The sequence below is a fragment of the Pseudomonas sp. NY15463 genome (assembly GCF_048068415.1).
Taxonomy (GTDB): Bacteria; Pseudomonadota; Gammaproteobacteria; order Pseudomonadales; family Pseudomonadaceae; genus Aquipseudomonas; species Aquipseudomonas mosselii_C.
In genome coordinates this window covers 17960-32300 of sequence record NZ_JBLUQD010000008.1, presented here as the reverse complement: position 1 = coordinate 32300, position 14341 = coordinate 17960, and the positions used below count along the sequence as shown (strand labels likewise).

Genomic DNA, 14341 nt, shown 5'->3' with positions numbered 1-14341 from the left:
CCTCCTTTACGGGTGAGGAACAAGGGTAGGCCATACTGCCGGCCTGGCACACGAGATCGACTACCCGAGTCACCAGCCTTGTATCTGGCGCCTGACCCTCGGCACACTGACACGTCCTCGAAAAGGAGCACGGCATGCCTGTGTCGAAAACGGATTTCACTACCCGTCTGTTGCAGGATGCGCAGATCGGCCCGGGCATGCGCGTGCTCGACGTCGGCTGTGGCCGCGGTGATGTGACTTGGTTGCTGGCCCGCCTGGTGGAATGCGACGGCGCTGTGGTGGGGGTCGATCAGGCCGAAGAGGCGCTGTTGATGGCGGCCCGACGCGACACACCCAAGGGGGCTGCGCGACCTGAGTTCATCGTCGGCGACCTGCACGCGCTACCGGCTTCGCTGGGGTTGTTCGACGCCATTGTCGGGCGCCGGGTGCTGATGTATCAGGGCGATGCGGTCAAGGCCGTGCGGGCGTTGGCCCGGCTGCTGCTGCCCGGCGGCGTGATGGTGTTTCAGGAGCATGACAGCACCCTTACCCCGGCGAGCCTTGCGCCATTGCCTGTGCATCGCAAGGCCCAGCAGTGGCTGCGGCGCATGCTGGTGCACGAGGGGGCAGACCTGCACATTGGGTTCAACCTGCACCGGGTTTTCAGCGAGGCAGGGCTCCAGGTCGAGGACCTGCGTGCCGAGGCCCTGGTGCAAACGCCCAGTCACGCCTATGCGCTGGGCGATATCGTCCGTGCCTGCCTGCCGCGGATCATTGCCCATGGGGTGGCGACGGCGAGGCAGGTGGGTATCGATACCTTGCAGGCACGGCTCGATGCCGAGCGCTGCGCGTCGACGCAGATTTATCTGGGGGACATGGCGTTCGGGGTCGTGGCGCGCAAGGATTGAGCCGCGCTTGGCGGGGTGTGTCGGGCAGGGTGCATTGCTGTTTCTGATGCACGAATGATCTTCAGCAAGGGTCATTGTTCGGTTTGGTGCAGCGCTCTAGCCTGCCTGTACCTGCACAACCCTTGAGGAACCGAACATGGCCAAGCGAATCGTGCTGCAACAAACCGGCGACGTGGACGTGATGCAGCTGCAAGCGGTGTCCGAGCAACGGCCGGGACCGGGGGAGGTCTGGCTGGAACAGACTGCGATTGGGGTCAATCCGTTGGATGTGCTGCAACGCAAAGGCGTCGCGCCCTTACCGCTGCCTGCGGGCTTGGGCCTGGAGGGCGCAGGAAGGGTGACGGCGGTGGGGGCAGGGGTACTCAACGTGCAGGTGGGCGATCGCGTGGGGTATGCCACCGGCCCTGTGGGCAGCTACGCTTCGGCGCGGCTGTTCCCGGCTGAGCGCCTGGTCAAGCTCACGTCAGGGGTTAGTGACGAGCAGGCGGCGGCGGCCCTGTTCAAGGGCATCACCGCCCAGTACCTGCTGACCAGTACCTACCTGGTGGGGCCGAGAACGCAGGTGCTTATCTACGGTGCTGGCGGTGCGCTGGGGCAGTTGATGGTGCCATGGGCTCGACACCTGGGCGCCAGGGTGATTGGCGTGGTGTCGCGGCCGCAGAGTGTGGCCAGGGCTCAGGCGGCCGGTTGCGAGCATGTCTTGGTGTTCGACGCCGCGACCTTGGCGGCCGAGGTGCGTGAGCTGACTGGCGGGCAGGGGGTGGACGTGGTGTACGACAGCGTCGGCCGCGTCTCGCTGCAAGCCTCCCTGGACAGCCTGCGCCCGCGCGGTCTGTTGGTATCGTTCGGTGCCACCAGCGGAGCGCCGGCGGCCATCGAGATGGCCACCCTCAACGCCAAGGGCTCGCTGTTCGTCACGCGGCCATCCTTGGCTGCCCACACGGCCAGCGCCGAGGAGTACCAGGCTCGGGCGGACGCTGTGCTGGCGGCCCTGCAGGCGGGTATCATCCAGGCGCGGACCTGGCGCCGCTATCCGCTGGGCGAGGTTGCCAGGGCCCATGAGGATCTGGAACAAGGCCGTTCGGAAGGGGCGCTGGTACTCATTCCTTGAACCTGCACGAGCCTTGCCATGGACCCCTTCGACAGCCACCGAGCCGATGAACTGGCCACCCTGCTGGCCCTGCACGAGCAGGGTTCGTTCGCCGCTGCCGGGCGCCAGTTGGAGCGTCATCCCTCGGTGCTGTCGCGCCGCCTTGGCGCACTGGAGCTACGCCTGGGTATCCGCCTGGTGGAGCGATCCACCCGGCAGTTGCGCTTCACCGATGAAGGTGAGCGGCTGGTGGAGCGCTTGCGCCATGCCGGCCGATTGATCGACGAAGCCGAACAGGAGGCCGCTCAGGGGGCTGCGCAGGTGCGTGGTCGTCTGCGCCTGGCGCTTCCGGCAGCCATGGGGCGCCGCTGGCTGAGCGCCGTGGTGGCCGATTTCGTGCTGGCCCACCCGCAGGTGTCGGTCGAGGCCGAATACGCCGACCGCTTCGTCGACCTGATCGGTGAAGGCTTCGATGCGGCCATCCGCATTGGCGAGCTGGCCGACAACCGCTTGGTGGCGAGCAAGCTGTGCGATCACCTGCGCATTCTGTGCGCTGCTCCTGACTACCTGGCACGTCTAGGCACTCCGCAGCAACCTGCTGAGCTTGCTGGGCACAATTGCCTGGGTTTCAGTGGGCTGCTCAGTTTCCCGGACTGGCGCCTGACCACTGCGGGGGAGCAGGTCAGCGTGAAGGTGGGCGGGTCGCTGCGCAGCAACGACAATGAAGCGCTGTTGGAGGCCGCGCGCCGTGGTGTGGGTATTCTGGCCGGTGGTGACTGGTTGATGGTGGATGACCTGCAAGCCGGTCGGCTGGTTCGTGTGCTGCCGGATTGGCAACTGGATGTGGCGGCGGGAATCTACCTGGTGCGCCCGTCGGCGCGCCTGAATACGGCAGCGTTACGGGCGTTCAAGGCCTGGTTGGAGGCCTGCTTCAAGAACGGCGCACCCTGGCGACGGGGTAATTCACGGATTTAGATTAGATAGTTTGCATAAGGTATTGATTTATAGCGATTTATTGATTCTTGAAAAGACATTCTGGATTCCATAAATCGCCTTAGGTATTTACTGTAACTATCTGATCTAAAGCATTTATTTCTTTGCGACGGCGTGTTGAGCGCATTGCTCGTAGTAGGTCTGCTTGATCGCTGCTGGCTTGAGCCGCGAACGGCTGTTGTAGGTCTGTTCGGTAATACCAAAGGCGGTCATGCGCATCCATGGTTTGGGGAACTTGCGCGCCTGTAGCTTCTTGCGCATGGCGTATTGGGTAACCCCGGAAAGCTTGGCCTGCTGGGCCTCGGCGGCGATCTGCGATCCCCAGCCACACACTTGGCGTTCGTTCTGGCTCAATGTCCGGGCCTGTGCGCCAGCGCTGGCAAAGGCCAGCAGGCAGCTGGCCACGGTTGCTAGAATTACCCGCATGTTGCTGTCCTAAGCGTCTGAAGGAGAACGGAGTCTGATCGTTCTTGAGGGCGCCGGGGGCCACCACTTTGCCGCCAGGTGATGGGCATGCGCGGGGGGGTGTTTCGCAGCCGTTGGTGCGACACATTGCCAAGACCGTCAGCCGCAGTGCCGTGGGGCGCGCGTCATTTTACCAATGCCGCTGCAAACGCCTTGAAAAACCCTTGGATAGATATGTGATCGTACAACTGCATGCGCTATCATGGCGCCTGTCTATCACTACCAAATGTACAGGGCATGACAGAGCAGCAGGCACAGCCACGCACCCGACGCAAACCCCGCAGCCTGGCGCAGGAGCTGGTCACCGTGCTGACCGAGCGTATCCGCAGCGGCCAGCTCAAGCGCGGCGACAAGCTCCCGACCGAGTCGCAGATCATGGTCGAGGAAGGCGTCAGCCGCACCGTGGTGCGTGAAGCGATCTCGCGGTTGCAGGCCGCAGGCCAGGTCGAGACCCGCCACGGCATCGGTACCTTCGTACTGGATGCGCCGAGCACCGGCGGTTTTCGTATCGACCCTGCTACCATCGTCACCTTGCGCGAAGTGCTGTCGGTGCTGGAGTTGCGCATCGCCCTGGAGATCGAGTCCGCAGGCCTGGCCGCGCAACGGCGCAGCGAAGAGGAACTGGTGGGTATGCGCGCAGCGCTGGACGAACTCAACGAGGGGGCGGCACACGCCTCCGATGCGGTATCGGCCGACTTCCAGTTCCACCTGCGCATCGCCCAGGCCAGTGGCAACCACTACTTCGCCGACATCATCCATCACCTGGGTACCAGCATCATTCCGCGCACCCGGCTCAATTCCGCGCGTCTGGCCCATGATGATCAGGCCCACTACATGGGCCGGCTGATGCACGAGCACGAAGCCATCTATGAAGCCATCGCCCGTGGCGACAGCGAGGGGGCGAAAATGGCCATGCGCCTGCACCTGAGCAACAGCCGCGAACGCCTGCGCCAGGCGCATGCCGAGGCCGAGGCGCAAAGAGCCTGAGTATCAGGCCCTTGCACTGGAAATAAGAAAGCCCCGCATCAGCGGGGCTTTCTTTCTTCGCTCAAGGACGATCAGATCGCCCCGTCGTTCCACTGCCCATTCACCAGTCGACGAATACCCAGCGGGTTGCCGTCACGCAGCGCCTCAGGCAGCAATGCCTGCGGGTAGTTCTGGTAGCACACCGGGCGCAGGAAGCGGTCGATGGCCAGGGTGCCGACCGAGGTGCCACGCGCATCGGAGGTGGCAGGGTATGGGCCACCGTGGACCATCGCATCGCACACCTCGACACCGGTCGGGTAACCGTTGACCAGGATCCGACCGACTTTCTCTTCCAGCAGTGGCACCAGCCAGGCGAAGGCTTCGAAGTCTTCCGGCTCGCCGATCAGCGTTGCAGTCAGTTGGCCGCGAAGGCCCAGCAGGGCGGCGCGCAGTTGCTCGTTGTCGGTCACTTCCACAGCCACCGTAGTCGGGCCGAACACTTCTTCCTGCAGCAGCGGGTCGGACTCTACCAGTAGGCGGGCATCGGCCTTGAACAGCTGGGCGCGGGCCTGGCTGCCTTCCTGGGGTTGACCGGCCAGGTGCTGAATACCGGCATGTGCGTGCAGGTGCTCCAGGCCGCCCACGTAGCTGCGCAGGCCGCCCGCGTTGAGCATGGTCTGGCCGGCCTGGGCGTCCAGGTGCTGGCCAAGGTCAGTCAGCAGTTGGCTGAACGACGCCGATTGCAGGCCGATCACCATGCCAGGGTTGGTGCAGAACTGGCCTGCACCCATGCACACGGAACCGGCCAGTTCACGGGCGATGGCCTCGCCACGCTTGGCCAGGGCACTTGGCAGGATGATCACCGGGTTGATGCTCGACATTTCGGCGAACACCGGGATCGGCTGCGGGCGCTCGGCGGCGAGACGGCACAGTGCATCGCCGCCGTTGAGCGAGCCGGTGAAGCCGACTGCCTGGATCGCAGGGTGCTTGACCAGCGCCTCGCCCACGCGGCTGCCGAAGATCATGTTGAACACGCCCTTGGGCATGCCGGTGCGCTCGGCGGCGCGGATGATCGCGGCGCCGACCAGGTCGGCGGTGGCCATGTGTCCGCTGTGGGCCTTGAACACCACTGGGCAACCTGCGGCAAACGCGGCGGCGGTGTCACCGCCTGCGGTGGAGAAGGCCAGTGGGAAGTTGCTGGCACCGAATACCGCGACCGGGCCTACGCCGATGCGCATCTGGCGCAGGTCAACGCGTGGCAGCGGCTGGCGCTCTGGCAGGGCTAGGTCGATGCGCGCACCGAGGAAGTCGCCCCGACGCAGCACTTGCGCGAACAGGCGCATCTGGCCGCTGGTGCGGCCGCGCTCACCTTGGATGCGGGCAGCAGGCAGTGCGGTTTCACGGCAGACGATGGCGACGAAACTGTCATCGAGCTCGTCCAGTTCGGCGGCGATGGCATCGAGGAACTCGGCGCGTCGGGCCGGGCTCATCTGGCGGAATTCGACGAAGGCAGCTTTGGCCGCAGTGGCGGCTTGGTCGACTTCGCTCTCGGTAGCCTGGGCGAAGCTGTAGGGCAGGGCTTCGCCGGTGGTGGCGTCCAGGCTTTGCAGACGCTGTGGGCCGGCGGCGCTGCGTGCGCCTGCGATGAAGTTGTGGCCGAGGATCTCAGGCATGGGGTGCTCCTGTAGAGATGAATGAATGTAGGCTATTTAGCTGGGCAAGCCCGTTCCCACAGGGGGGCGCGACACACTGGTAAATCGGGCAAGTCCGGGGCATCAGGTAATCGGTGCCGGGTTGAACAGGGTGATGTCGTTGTGCAGCCCGTGCTTTTCGGCCCAGGTCTGCTTGCGGCCGCTGGCCACGTCCAGGTAGTAGTGGAACAGCTCCCAGCCCAGCTCCTCGATGCTCGAACGGCCACTGGCGATGCGCCCGGCGTCGATGTCGATCAGGTCGGGCCAGCGCTGTGCCAGCTCGGTGCGGGTGCACACCTTGACCACTGGCGCCATGGCCAGCCCGTAGGGCGTGCCACGGCCGGTGGTGAAGACGTGCAGGTTCATGCCGGCAGCCAGTTGCAGGGTGCCGCAGACGAAGTCGCTGGCGGGGGTCGCGCAGAAAATCAGGCCCTTGCCCGAGACGCGCTCGCCTGGCCCAACCACACCCTGGATGGCGCCGCTGCCAGACTTGACGATCGAACCGAGGGATTTCTCGACGATGTTCGACAAGCCGCCTTTCTTGTTGCCTGGCGTGGTGTTGGCGCTGCGGTCGGCGGCGCCTTGTTGCAGGTAGCGGTCGTACCAGTCCATTTCACGGACCAACGCTTCGGCCACTTCCGGGGTCTGCGCGCGGGAGGTGAGCATGTAGATGGCGTCGCGTACCTCGGTCACTTCCGAGAACAATACCGTGGCGCCGGCGCGTACCAGCAGGTCGGCCGCATAGCCCAGCGCAGGGTTGGCGGTAATACCGCTGAAGGCGTCGCTGCCGCCGCACTGCATGCCCAGGATCAGCTCGCTGGCCGGTACGGTTTCACGGCGGCGCTGGTCGAGTTTCTTCAGGCGGGTTTCGGCCAGGCCCATGATCTGCTCGATCATTTCGGTGAAGCCCATGCTTGCGTCCTGCAAGCGGTACAGCCATGGCTCGCTGAGGTCCACCGACGGGTCGTTGTCGTGCATGACCTGGCTGGCCTGCAGTTTTTCGCAGCCCAGGCTGATCACCAGCGCTTCGCCGCCCAGGTTGGGATTGCGCGCCAGGTTGCGCACGGTACGAATCGGGATATAGGCGTCGCGGGCGTTGATCGCCACGCCGCAGCCGTAACTGTGGGTGAGGGCGACCACGTCATCGACGTTGGGGTACTTAGGCAGCAGCTCGCTGCGGATGCGTTTGACCGCGAAATCCAGCACGCCGGTCACGCACTGCACGGTGGTGGTGATGCCAAGGATGTTACGGGTGCCGACGGTGCCGTCGGCATTGCGGTAGCCTTCGAAAGTGAAACCTTCCAATGCGGGCAGGGCGGCGGGCACCGCGTCGCAGCGTGGCAGGCTGTCGAGTTCGGGTGCTGCGGGCATGTCGAGCTGATCTTCCTTGACCCAGCTGCCTTGGCGCAGTAGTTCGCGTGCGTAGCCGATAATCTGGCCGTAGCGGCGCACAGGGGCACCGGGTTGGATATCGACGGTGGCGACCTTGTGGCTTTGGGGTACGCCTTCGACCAGGGTCAGGCCATCGGCGAAACGGGCGCCTTCGCCCAGGCCACCGTCGTTGACCACCACCACGACGTTGTCGTCATCGTGCAGGCGGACGTAGCGGGGCGACTCGGAATGTTCGATCAACTGCATGGTCAGGCCCTTCTTGTCATTTCTTTCAGGCTTTATGTACGGCCGTCGGCGCCCTGTGCAGGGCGCCGACGTGTTTCACTCAATGGCGCGAGACGGCCAGCTCAGCGCTCGGCGCTGCATCCGGTGTTGCGGTGTCTTTCAGTTCGATGCGCTTGATCGGGCCGACGATCACCAGGTAGCTGAACACCGCCACCAGGGCATTGGCGCCCACGTATACCAGGGCCCATTTGAACGAGCCGGTGGCGCTGATGATGTAGCCGATGACGATCGGTGTGGTGATCGAGGCGATGTTGCCGAAGGTGTTGAACAGGCCACCGGACAACCCGGCGATCTGCTTGGGAGAGGTGTCGGCCACCACTGCCCAGCCCAGCGCGCCGATACCTTTACCGAAGAACGCCAAGGTCATGAAGCCCACCACCATCCACTCAGCGTCGACGTAGTTGCAGAACACCATGGTGGTCGAGAGCATCAGGCCGCAGACGATCGGCAGTTTGCGCGAGAAGGTCAGCGAGTTGCCACGGCGCAGCAGCCAGTCTGAGATCACCCCGCCCAGCACGCCACCGATGAAGCCGCATACCGCCGGCAGCGAGGCGATGAAGCCGGCCTTGAGGATGGTCATGCCGCGTTCCTGCACCAGGTAAACCGGGAACCAGGTGAGGAAGAAGTAAGTGATGGCGTTGATGCAGTACTGGCCCAGGTACACGCCCAGGAGCATGCGGCTGGTCAGCAGTTGCTTGATGTAGCCCCACTTCGGGCCGTCGTTGCCGCGCTTCTGGTCCATGTCGACCAGGCCGCCGTTGCTCTCGATGTGCTCAAGCTCACTGGCGCTGATGCGTGGGTGTTGGCGTGGGTTGTAGATGGTTTTCATCCACACTGCCGAGAACACGATGCCCAGCGAACCCATGACCACGAACACATGCTCCCAGCCGAAGCTGAACACGATCCAGCCCATGATGGGGGCGAACAGCGCGGTGGCGAAGTATTGCGCCGAGTTGAAGATCGCCGAGGCGGTGCCACGCTCCTGGGTTGGGAACCACGCAGCAACCACGCGTGCGTTACCAGGGAACGATGGGGCTTCGGCGAAGCCGACCAAAAAGCGCAGGGTGAACAAGGTCACCACTGCCCACGCCACCGGCAGGCCGCCGACGAAGCCTTGCAACAGGGTGAACAACGACCAGGTGAAAATGCTGAAGGCGTAGACGTTCTTGGAACCGAAACGGTCCAGCAACCAACCGCCTGGGATTTGACCAGCCACATAGGCCCAGCCAAAGGCGGAGAAAATGTAGCCGAGGGTGACGGCGTCGATGCCAAGGTCCTTTTGCAGGCTGGAACCTGCAATGGCGATGGTCGCGCGGTCTGCATAGTTGATGGTGGTTACCAGAAACAGCATCAACAGGATCAGGTAGCGTACATGCGTCTTTTGTTTCGCCTGCATGCTGAGTCCTCCCACTAGTTATTTTTGTGCGGGCAATTAAATTGTGTGGCGCCAGGGCAGGGCGCTTTCGCCGGCTTGCGCCAATTCCCACGGGGCCAGGCAGGCGGTCACCGTGGGAACAGGTTAGGCAGGCGCCGGGCCGCTCAGCGGCCCGCGGACATCACAGGCCTTGCGGGCCCATCTTGTCCATCAGTGCAGCGAGCATTTCGTACTCTTGCGCGGTCAGGTCGGTCAGCGGGGTGCGCACCGGGCCTGCGTCGTAACCGGCGATCTTGGCGCCTGCCTTGACGATGCTCACGGCGTAACCGGCTTTGCGGTTGCGGATGTCCAGGTACGGCAGGAAGAAATCGTCGATCAGCTTGGCGACGGTGGCGTGATCGTCACGCGCAATGGCGTGGTAGAAGTCCATCGCGGTTTTCGGAACGAAGTTGAACACCGCCGAGGAGTAAACCGGCACACCGAGAGCCTTATAGGCAGCAGCATACACTTCGGCGGTAGGCAGGCCACCCAGGTAGCTGAAACGATCACCCAGGCGGCGACGGATCGACACCATCAGTTCGATGTCACCCAGGCCGTCCTTGTAGCCGATCAGGTTCGGGCAGCGCTCGGCGAGTTTTTCCAGCAGGTCTGCGTTCAGGCGGCAGACGTTGCGGTTGTACACCACCACACCGATGTTGACCGACTTGCACACCGCTTCGACGTGGGCGGCAACGCCGTCCTGGCTGGCTTCGGTGAGGTAGTGGGGCAGCAGCAGCAGACCTTTGGCACCCAGGCGCTCGGCTTCTTGCGCGTATTCGATAGCCTGGCGAGTGGAGCCGCCTACGCCTGCGAGGATTGGCACCGAGGTGGCGCAGGTATCGACGGCGGTCTTGATGACTTGGCTGTATTCGCTGGCAGCCAGGGAGAAGAACTCACCGGTGCCGCCAGCGGCGAACAGGGCGCTGGCACCGTAAGGGGCGAGCCATTCCAGCCGCTTGATGTAGCCAGCCTGGTTGAAGTCGCCCTGGGCATTGAAGTCGGTGACAGGGAAGGACAGCAGGCCGTGGGAGAGGATGGATTTCAGTTCTTGTGGAGTCATTGTTGTTGGCATCCTGTGGCGCTTGGGTGTGAGGGTGTTGTTTCGTTAGATGTAAGTTATCGTACAACTTGAGCGATGACTAGTCCCTGCATGGAATTTTTTCTGGGTGGGGTAGCTGGGGCTGGCACCGGCTGTGTCGCCCCCTTTGCTGGGCAAGCGCGCTCCCGCGCTATTCTGCTTGGCTTGAAGGGCGGTGAAGGCGAGCTGGTAGCGAGGAGAAAGAAGGATGGACCGACGCCGAACAGTTGTTGCGATCAGTCATCGTATCTCTTGAGAGCAAAAAGGATCGCGGAGACAGGCACAAGCCCGCCGCCCGCTTCCACGGTAAGTGTTCTGGGACCAGCAGAGGATGACCTGGGAAGCAGGGGCGACCTTGCGCCGCCCCGCGATCAAAGCTAACGAAGCTTTGTTGTTGGGTCAGGCGGCCTGGTGGCGCTTGACCTGGGACTTGCGGACCTGCGCACGGCAGGCATCGCCGAAGGCCCGGAACATCTTGATCGAATCAGGGTTGTTCGCTGCCTGCCACTCAGGGTGCCACTGCACCGCGAACAGGAAGGGCGAAATGCTCGGGGCGTGGATCGCCTCGACCAAGCCGTCCTCGGCGTGGGCGATCGCCTCGATACCAGCGCCGAGGTTGCGCAGGCCTTGGCCATGCAGCGAGTTGACGCGAATCTGGTCGGTGCCCAGGGTTTCATGCAGCCAGCTGCCTGGCTTGATCTTCACCCCATGCACTTGGGCGTACTGCACCTCAACCGGATCTTCGGGGTTTTCCCGGTGATCGTTGAAGCCTGGCTCGGCATAGACCTTCTGGTGGATGTCACCGCCCAGGGCTACGTTGATTTCCTGCATGCCCCGGCAGATGCCGAAGATCGGCAGGCCGCGCTTGATCGCCGCCTTGACCAGCGGTAGGTCGAACAGGTCGCGATTCTGGTCCTGGGCCTTGCCTGGGGTCTGGTTTTCCTGGCCGTAGAGGGCCGGATCGATGTTGCTGCCTGCGCCGGTCAGATACACGCCGTCGGCCATGTCCAGATAGGTGTCCAGGTCGTCAGTGCCGCAGCAGGTCGGAACCAGGACCGGCACGCAATCGGAGAACTCGACCAGCGGAGTGATGTATTTGTGGGTCATGACCTGATAGTCATGGCCTTTGCGTGCCTGGCTGCCCATGGTCATCAGCACGACAGGTTTGCGCAGGGCGGGTTGCTTGTTGCCAATGTTGCTGTTGGACATATGTCACCTTGGGACAGGTCATGCCTGTCGTTGTTGTGCAGGCGCACGGCCGGGGCCTTGGGTGCAGCCTGTAGCCCCGAGCACTGCCGGCTCGCCATCGCGGCGATTCCGGTCGGGGCCTGGCTTCTAGCTTGCCAGAGCCGTTCGATATGTCAAACGAGCAGTGATGGGGTGAGGCGCCTGTTTTCGGGGGCTTTAGGCTTTCGGCCCCTTTGGTGACAAGGGTTTGACGGCGGGTTAGGTCAATAATATTTAACGATGCAGTTGGGTCTTTGCGTGGCTGCAATGAAGCCGCGCGCTGGCCTGCCGCTGGCGCGTGCCTGAGAGTGCTAGAAGGCCTGCAAGGGCACCGTTGTAAGAGGGGGATTGGGCTTGCGCAGGGACACTTTGACAGCGGCCGGGAATTCGCGGGACATTCCTCAGCGTTGCGCTGTAGCCGATCCAATACCCATAAAGGAGCTTCAGATGTCCGCACCGTCCACCGGTCCCCTCGTGCGCGTAGCGTTTACCGAATTGCAGGCGCTCTTGCAGAGCATCCTGCACCGCCATGGATGCAGCGCCGAGGTGGCCGCCGTGCTGGCCCACAACTGCGCCAGCGCGCAGCGCGACGGCGCCCACAGCCATGGCGTGTTCCGCATCCCGGGTTATGTATCGACCCTGGCCAGTGGCTGGGTGGATGGCAAGGCCGTGTCGCAGGTCAGCGACGTGGCGTCGGGCTATGTGCGGGTAGACGCCCGCGGTGGTTTCGCCCAGCCGGCCCTGGCGGCGGCCCGCGAGCTGCTGGTCCACAAGGCGCGCCAGGCGGGGATTGCCGTGCTGGCGATCCACAACTCACACCACTTCGCCGCCTTGTGGCCGGATGTCGAGCCCTTCGCCGACGAGGGCCTGGTCGCCCTGAGCGTAGTCAACAGTATGACCTGCGTAGTGCCCCACGGCGCGCGCAAGCCCCTGTTCGGCACCAACCCGATCGCCTTCGCCGCGCCCTGCGCCGGACACGCCCCGATCGTCTTCGACATGGCCACCAGCGCCATGGCCCATGGCGATGTGCAGATCGCCGCGCGTGCCGGGCAGCGCTTGCCTGAAGGCATGGGGGTGGACGCCCAGGGGCAGCCGAGCAGCGATCCGCAAGCCATCCTGGACGGTGGCGCGTTGCTGCCCTTTGGCGGGCACAAGGGTTCGGCGCTGTCGATGATGGTCGAACTGCTGGCCGCCGCGCTGACCGGGGGCAATTTCTCCTGGGAGTTCGACTGGGCCAGCCATCCAGGGGCGAAGACGCCCTGGACTGGGCAGTTGATCATCGTCATCGACCCTTCGCTGGCCGAGGGCGAGCGCTTTGCCCTGCGCAGTCGCGCGCTGGTGGAGCAGATGCTCGCCGCAGGGCTTTCGCGCCTGCCGGGTGAGCGTCGCTACCGTGAGCGTGCGCTGGCGGAGCGCGAAGGCGTGGCGCTGACGGCGCAGGAACTGGCTGGGCTCAAGGCGTTGGCTGGCTAAGGGGCTGCTGGGTGCGGCGCCCGTGCGCGTTTTCAAAGCGTGCTCAGAGCGCTATGCAGGGCTGCACAAGCACCTTGCGTATTCAATGATGTCCCTGCGCCGCCACTGCGGGTATTCTCTGTACACGCTTTCCTGAACTGTCCTGATCTCCAAGGAGCTGCAAGCTGTGTTCAAACATGTCGATGCCTATGCCGGCGACCCGATCCTTTCGCTGATGGAAACCTTCAAGGCCGATCCACGCGCCGACAAGGTCAACCTGAGTATCGGCCTGTACTACGACAAAGCCGGCGTGGTGCCGCAACTGGCAGCGGTGGCCGAGGTGGAGAAGCGCCTGGCCGGCCAGCCGCACCAAGCCTCGCTGTACCTGCCCATGGAAGGCCTGGCCGCCTATCGCCAGGCGATCCAGGCGCTGCTGTTCGGCAGCGATCACCCCGCCGTGGCCGATGGCCGCGTGGCGACCGTGCAAACGGTGGGTGGCTCGGGCGCGCTGAAAGTCGGTGCCGACTTCCTCAAGCGCTACTTCGCAGGTTCCGAGGTGTGGGTCAGTGACCCGACGTGGGACAACCACCGCGCCATCTTCGAAGGTGCCGGTTTCAAGGTACACAGCTACCCGTACTTCGACGCCGCCACTCGCGGTGTCGACTTCGCCGGCATGCTGGCCACCCTGAATACCCTGCCGGCCAACAGCATCGTGCTGTTGCACCCGTGCTGCCACAACCCCACCGGTGTCGACCTGGAACCGGGCCAATGGCAGCAGGTGGTGGAAGTGGTCAAGGCACGCGAGCTGATCCCGTTCCTCGACATCGCTTATCAGGGCTTTGGTGAAGGCCTGGTGCAAGATGCCTTCGCCATCCGCGAAATGGCCCGTGCCGGTGTTCCGTGCCTGGTCAGCAACTCGTTCTCGAAGATCTTCTCGCTGTACGGCGAGCGGGTAGGGGGCCTGTCGGTGGTCTGCGACGATGCGGCCACCGCTGTCAGCGTACTCGGCCAGCTCAAGGCCACCGTGCGCCGCAACTACTCCAGCCCACCCGCCTTTGGCGCGCAGTTGGTGGCCGGCGTGCTCGGCGATGCGGCTCTGAGCGCCCAGTGGGCGGCAGAGGTGGAAGTCATGCGCAAGCGTATCCTCGACATGCGTCAGGGCCTTGTCGATCTGCTTGGTGAACTGCTGCCAGGCCAGGACTTCCAGTTCTTCCTGCGCCAGCGCGGCATGTTCAGCTACACCGGCTTCAGCGTCCAGCAGGTGCGTCGCCTGCGTGACGAGTTCGGTGTGTACTTGATCGACAGTGGCCGCGTGTGCATGTCCGGCCTGCGTCCGGCCAACCTGCGCCAGGTGGCTGAAGCGTTCGCGGCGGTGCACGGGGCCTGAGCCCTGCACTGACC

12 protein-coding genes are annotated in these 14341 nt (G+C 64.0%); 6 read left to right on the top strand and 6 right to left on the bottom strand.

Annotated features, from left to right (window positions below; genetic code table 11):
- Positions 1 to 134: 134 nt before the first annotated feature.
- From ACNFIC_RS20015 to ACNFIC_RS20005, 3 genes are all read left to right on the top strand, one after another.
- Positions 135 to 887 (top strand): methyltransferase domain-containing protein, encoded by a 753-nt coding sequence (locus ACNFIC_RS20015; protein WP_138218001.1) that lies wholly within the window; start codon positions 135 to 137, stop codon positions 885 to 887.
- Positions 888 to 1023: 136 nt separating this feature from the next.
- The gene (locus tag ACNFIC_RS20010; protein ID WP_138218000.1) at positions 1024 to 1998 is read left to right on the top strand and encodes a quinone oxidoreductase family protein; all 975 of its coding nucleotides are present in this window, start codon (positions 1024 to 1026) and stop codon (positions 1996 to 1998) included.
- A gap of 18 nt (positions 1999 to 2016) precedes the next feature.
- A complete protein-coding gene (locus ACNFIC_RS20005) occupies positions 2017 to 2952 on the top strand; it encodes a LysR family transcriptional regulator (RefSeq protein WP_416781707.1) in 936 nt (311 codons plus the stop codon).
- Positions 2953 to 3066: 114 nt separating this feature from the next.
- On the opposite strand, the gene ACNFIC_RS20000 is transcribed toward ACNFIC_RS20005, so the two are convergent.
- A complete protein-coding gene (locus tag ACNFIC_RS20000; RefSeq protein ID WP_138217998.1) occupies positions 3067 to 3396 on the bottom strand; it encodes a hypothetical protein in 330 nt (109 codons plus the stop codon).
- 276 nt (positions 3397 to 3672) lie between these two features.
- Between ACNFIC_RS20000 and ACNFIC_RS19995 the strand changes: the two genes are divergently transcribed.
- Positions 3673 to 4422, top strand: coding sequence for a FadR/GntR family transcriptional regulator (locus ACNFIC_RS19995; protein ID WP_138217997.1), 750 nt, complete (start codon positions 3673 to 3675; stop codon positions 4420 to 4422).
- Positions 4423 to 4493: 71 nt separating this feature from the next.
- Here ACNFIC_RS19995 and ACNFIC_RS19990 read toward each other — a convergent pair whose 3' ends face one another.
- From ACNFIC_RS19990 to ACNFIC_RS19970, 5 genes are all read right to left on the bottom strand, one after another.
- Complete coding sequence (locus ACNFIC_RS19990; protein ID WP_416781706.1) at positions 4494 to 6074, bottom strand: aldehyde dehydrogenase (NADP(+)); 1581 nt, start codon at positions 6072 to 6074, stop codon at positions 4494 to 4496.
- A gap of 102 nt (positions 6075 to 6176) precedes the next feature.
- Positions 6177 to 7730 (bottom strand): galactarate dehydratase, encoded by a 1554-nt coding sequence (garD, locus tag ACNFIC_RS19985; RefSeq protein WP_138217995.1) that lies wholly within the window; start codon positions 7728 to 7730, stop codon positions 6177 to 6179.
- A gap of 79 nt (positions 7731 to 7809) precedes the next feature.
- On the bottom strand, positions 7810 to 9165 hold the full coding sequence (locus ACNFIC_RS19980) for an MFS transporter (RefSeq protein ID WP_416781704.1): 1356 nt from the start codon (positions 9163 to 9165) through the stop codon (positions 7810 to 7812).
- Between the two features lie 160 nt (positions 9166 to 9325).
- Positions 9326 to 10243: a 5-dehydro-4-deoxyglucarate dehydratase gene (gene kdgD / locus ACNFIC_RS19975; RefSeq protein WP_138217993.1), complete on the bottom strand. Its 918-nt coding sequence runs from the start codon at positions 10241 to 10243 to the stop codon at positions 9326 to 9328.
- A 417-nt stretch (positions 10244 to 10660) separates the two neighbouring features.
- Positions 10661 to 11470, bottom strand: coding sequence for a gamma-glutamyl-gamma-aminobutyrate hydrolase family protein (locus ACNFIC_RS19970; protein WP_138217992.1), 810 nt, complete (start codon positions 11468 to 11470; stop codon positions 10661 to 10663).
- Between the two features lie 465 nt (positions 11471 to 11935).
- Here ACNFIC_RS19970 and ACNFIC_RS19965 point away from each other — a divergent pair, with 465 nt between their 5' ends.
- Both ACNFIC_RS19965 and ACNFIC_RS19960 read left to right on the top strand, forming a co-directional pair.
- Positions 11936 to 12961: an Ldh family oxidoreductase gene (locus ACNFIC_RS19965; RefSeq protein WP_416781703.1), complete on the top strand. Its 1026-nt coding sequence runs from the start codon at positions 11936 to 11938 to the stop codon at positions 12959 to 12961.
- A 166-nt stretch (positions 12962 to 13127) separates the two neighbouring features.
- Positions 13128 to 14327: an amino acid aminotransferase gene (locus ACNFIC_RS19960; protein WP_416781701.1), complete on the top strand. Its 1200-nt coding sequence runs from the start codon at positions 13128 to 13130 to the stop codon at positions 14325 to 14327.
- The last annotated feature ends 14 nt before the right edge of the window (positions 14328 to 14341 follow it).

Bases quoted from the DNA above. Each gene is read 5' to 3' on its own strand.
- garD (WP_138217995.1), bottom strand. From the start codon at position 7,730: ATGCAGTTGATCGAACATTCCGAGTCGCCCCGCTACGTCCGCCTGCAC.
- ACNFIC_RS20015 (WP_138218001.1), top strand. From the start codon at position 135: ATGCCTGTGTCGAAAACGGATTTCACTACCCGTCTGTTGCAGGATGCG.
- ACNFIC_RS19970 (WP_138217992.1), bottom strand. From the start codon at position 11,470: ATGTCCAACAGCAACATTGGCAACAAGCAACCCGCCCTGCGCAAACCT.
- ACNFIC_RS20010 (WP_138218000.1), top strand. From the start codon at position 1,024: ATGGCCAAGCGAATCGTGCTGCAACAAACCGGCGACGTGGACGTGATG.
- ACNFIC_RS19995 (WP_138217997.1), top strand. From the start codon at position 3,673: ATGACAGAGCAGCAGGCACAGCCACGCACCCGACGCAAACCCCGCAGC.
- ACNFIC_RS19990 (WP_416781706.1), bottom strand. From the start codon at position 6,074: ATGCCTGAGATCCTCGGCCACAACTTCATCGCAGGCGCACGCAGCGCC.
- ACNFIC_RS20000 (WP_138217998.1), bottom strand. From the start codon at position 3,396: ATGCGGGTAATTCTAGCAACCGTGGCCAGCTGCCTGCTGGCCTTTGCC.
- kdgD (WP_138217993.1), bottom strand. From the start codon at position 10,243: ATGACTCCACAAGAACTGAAATCCATCCTCTCCCACGGCCTGCTGTCC.
- ACNFIC_RS20005 (WP_416781707.1), top strand. From the start codon at position 2,017: ATGGACCCCTTCGACAGCCACCGAGCCGATGAACTGGCCACCCTGCTG.
- ACNFIC_RS19980 (WP_416781704.1), bottom strand. From the start codon at position 9,165: ATGCAGGCGAAACAAAAGACGCATGTACGCTACCTGATCCTGTTGATG.
- ACNFIC_RS19965 (WP_416781703.1), top strand. From the start codon at position 11,936: ATGTCCGCACCGTCCACCGGTCCCCTCGTGCGCGTAGCGTTTACCGAA.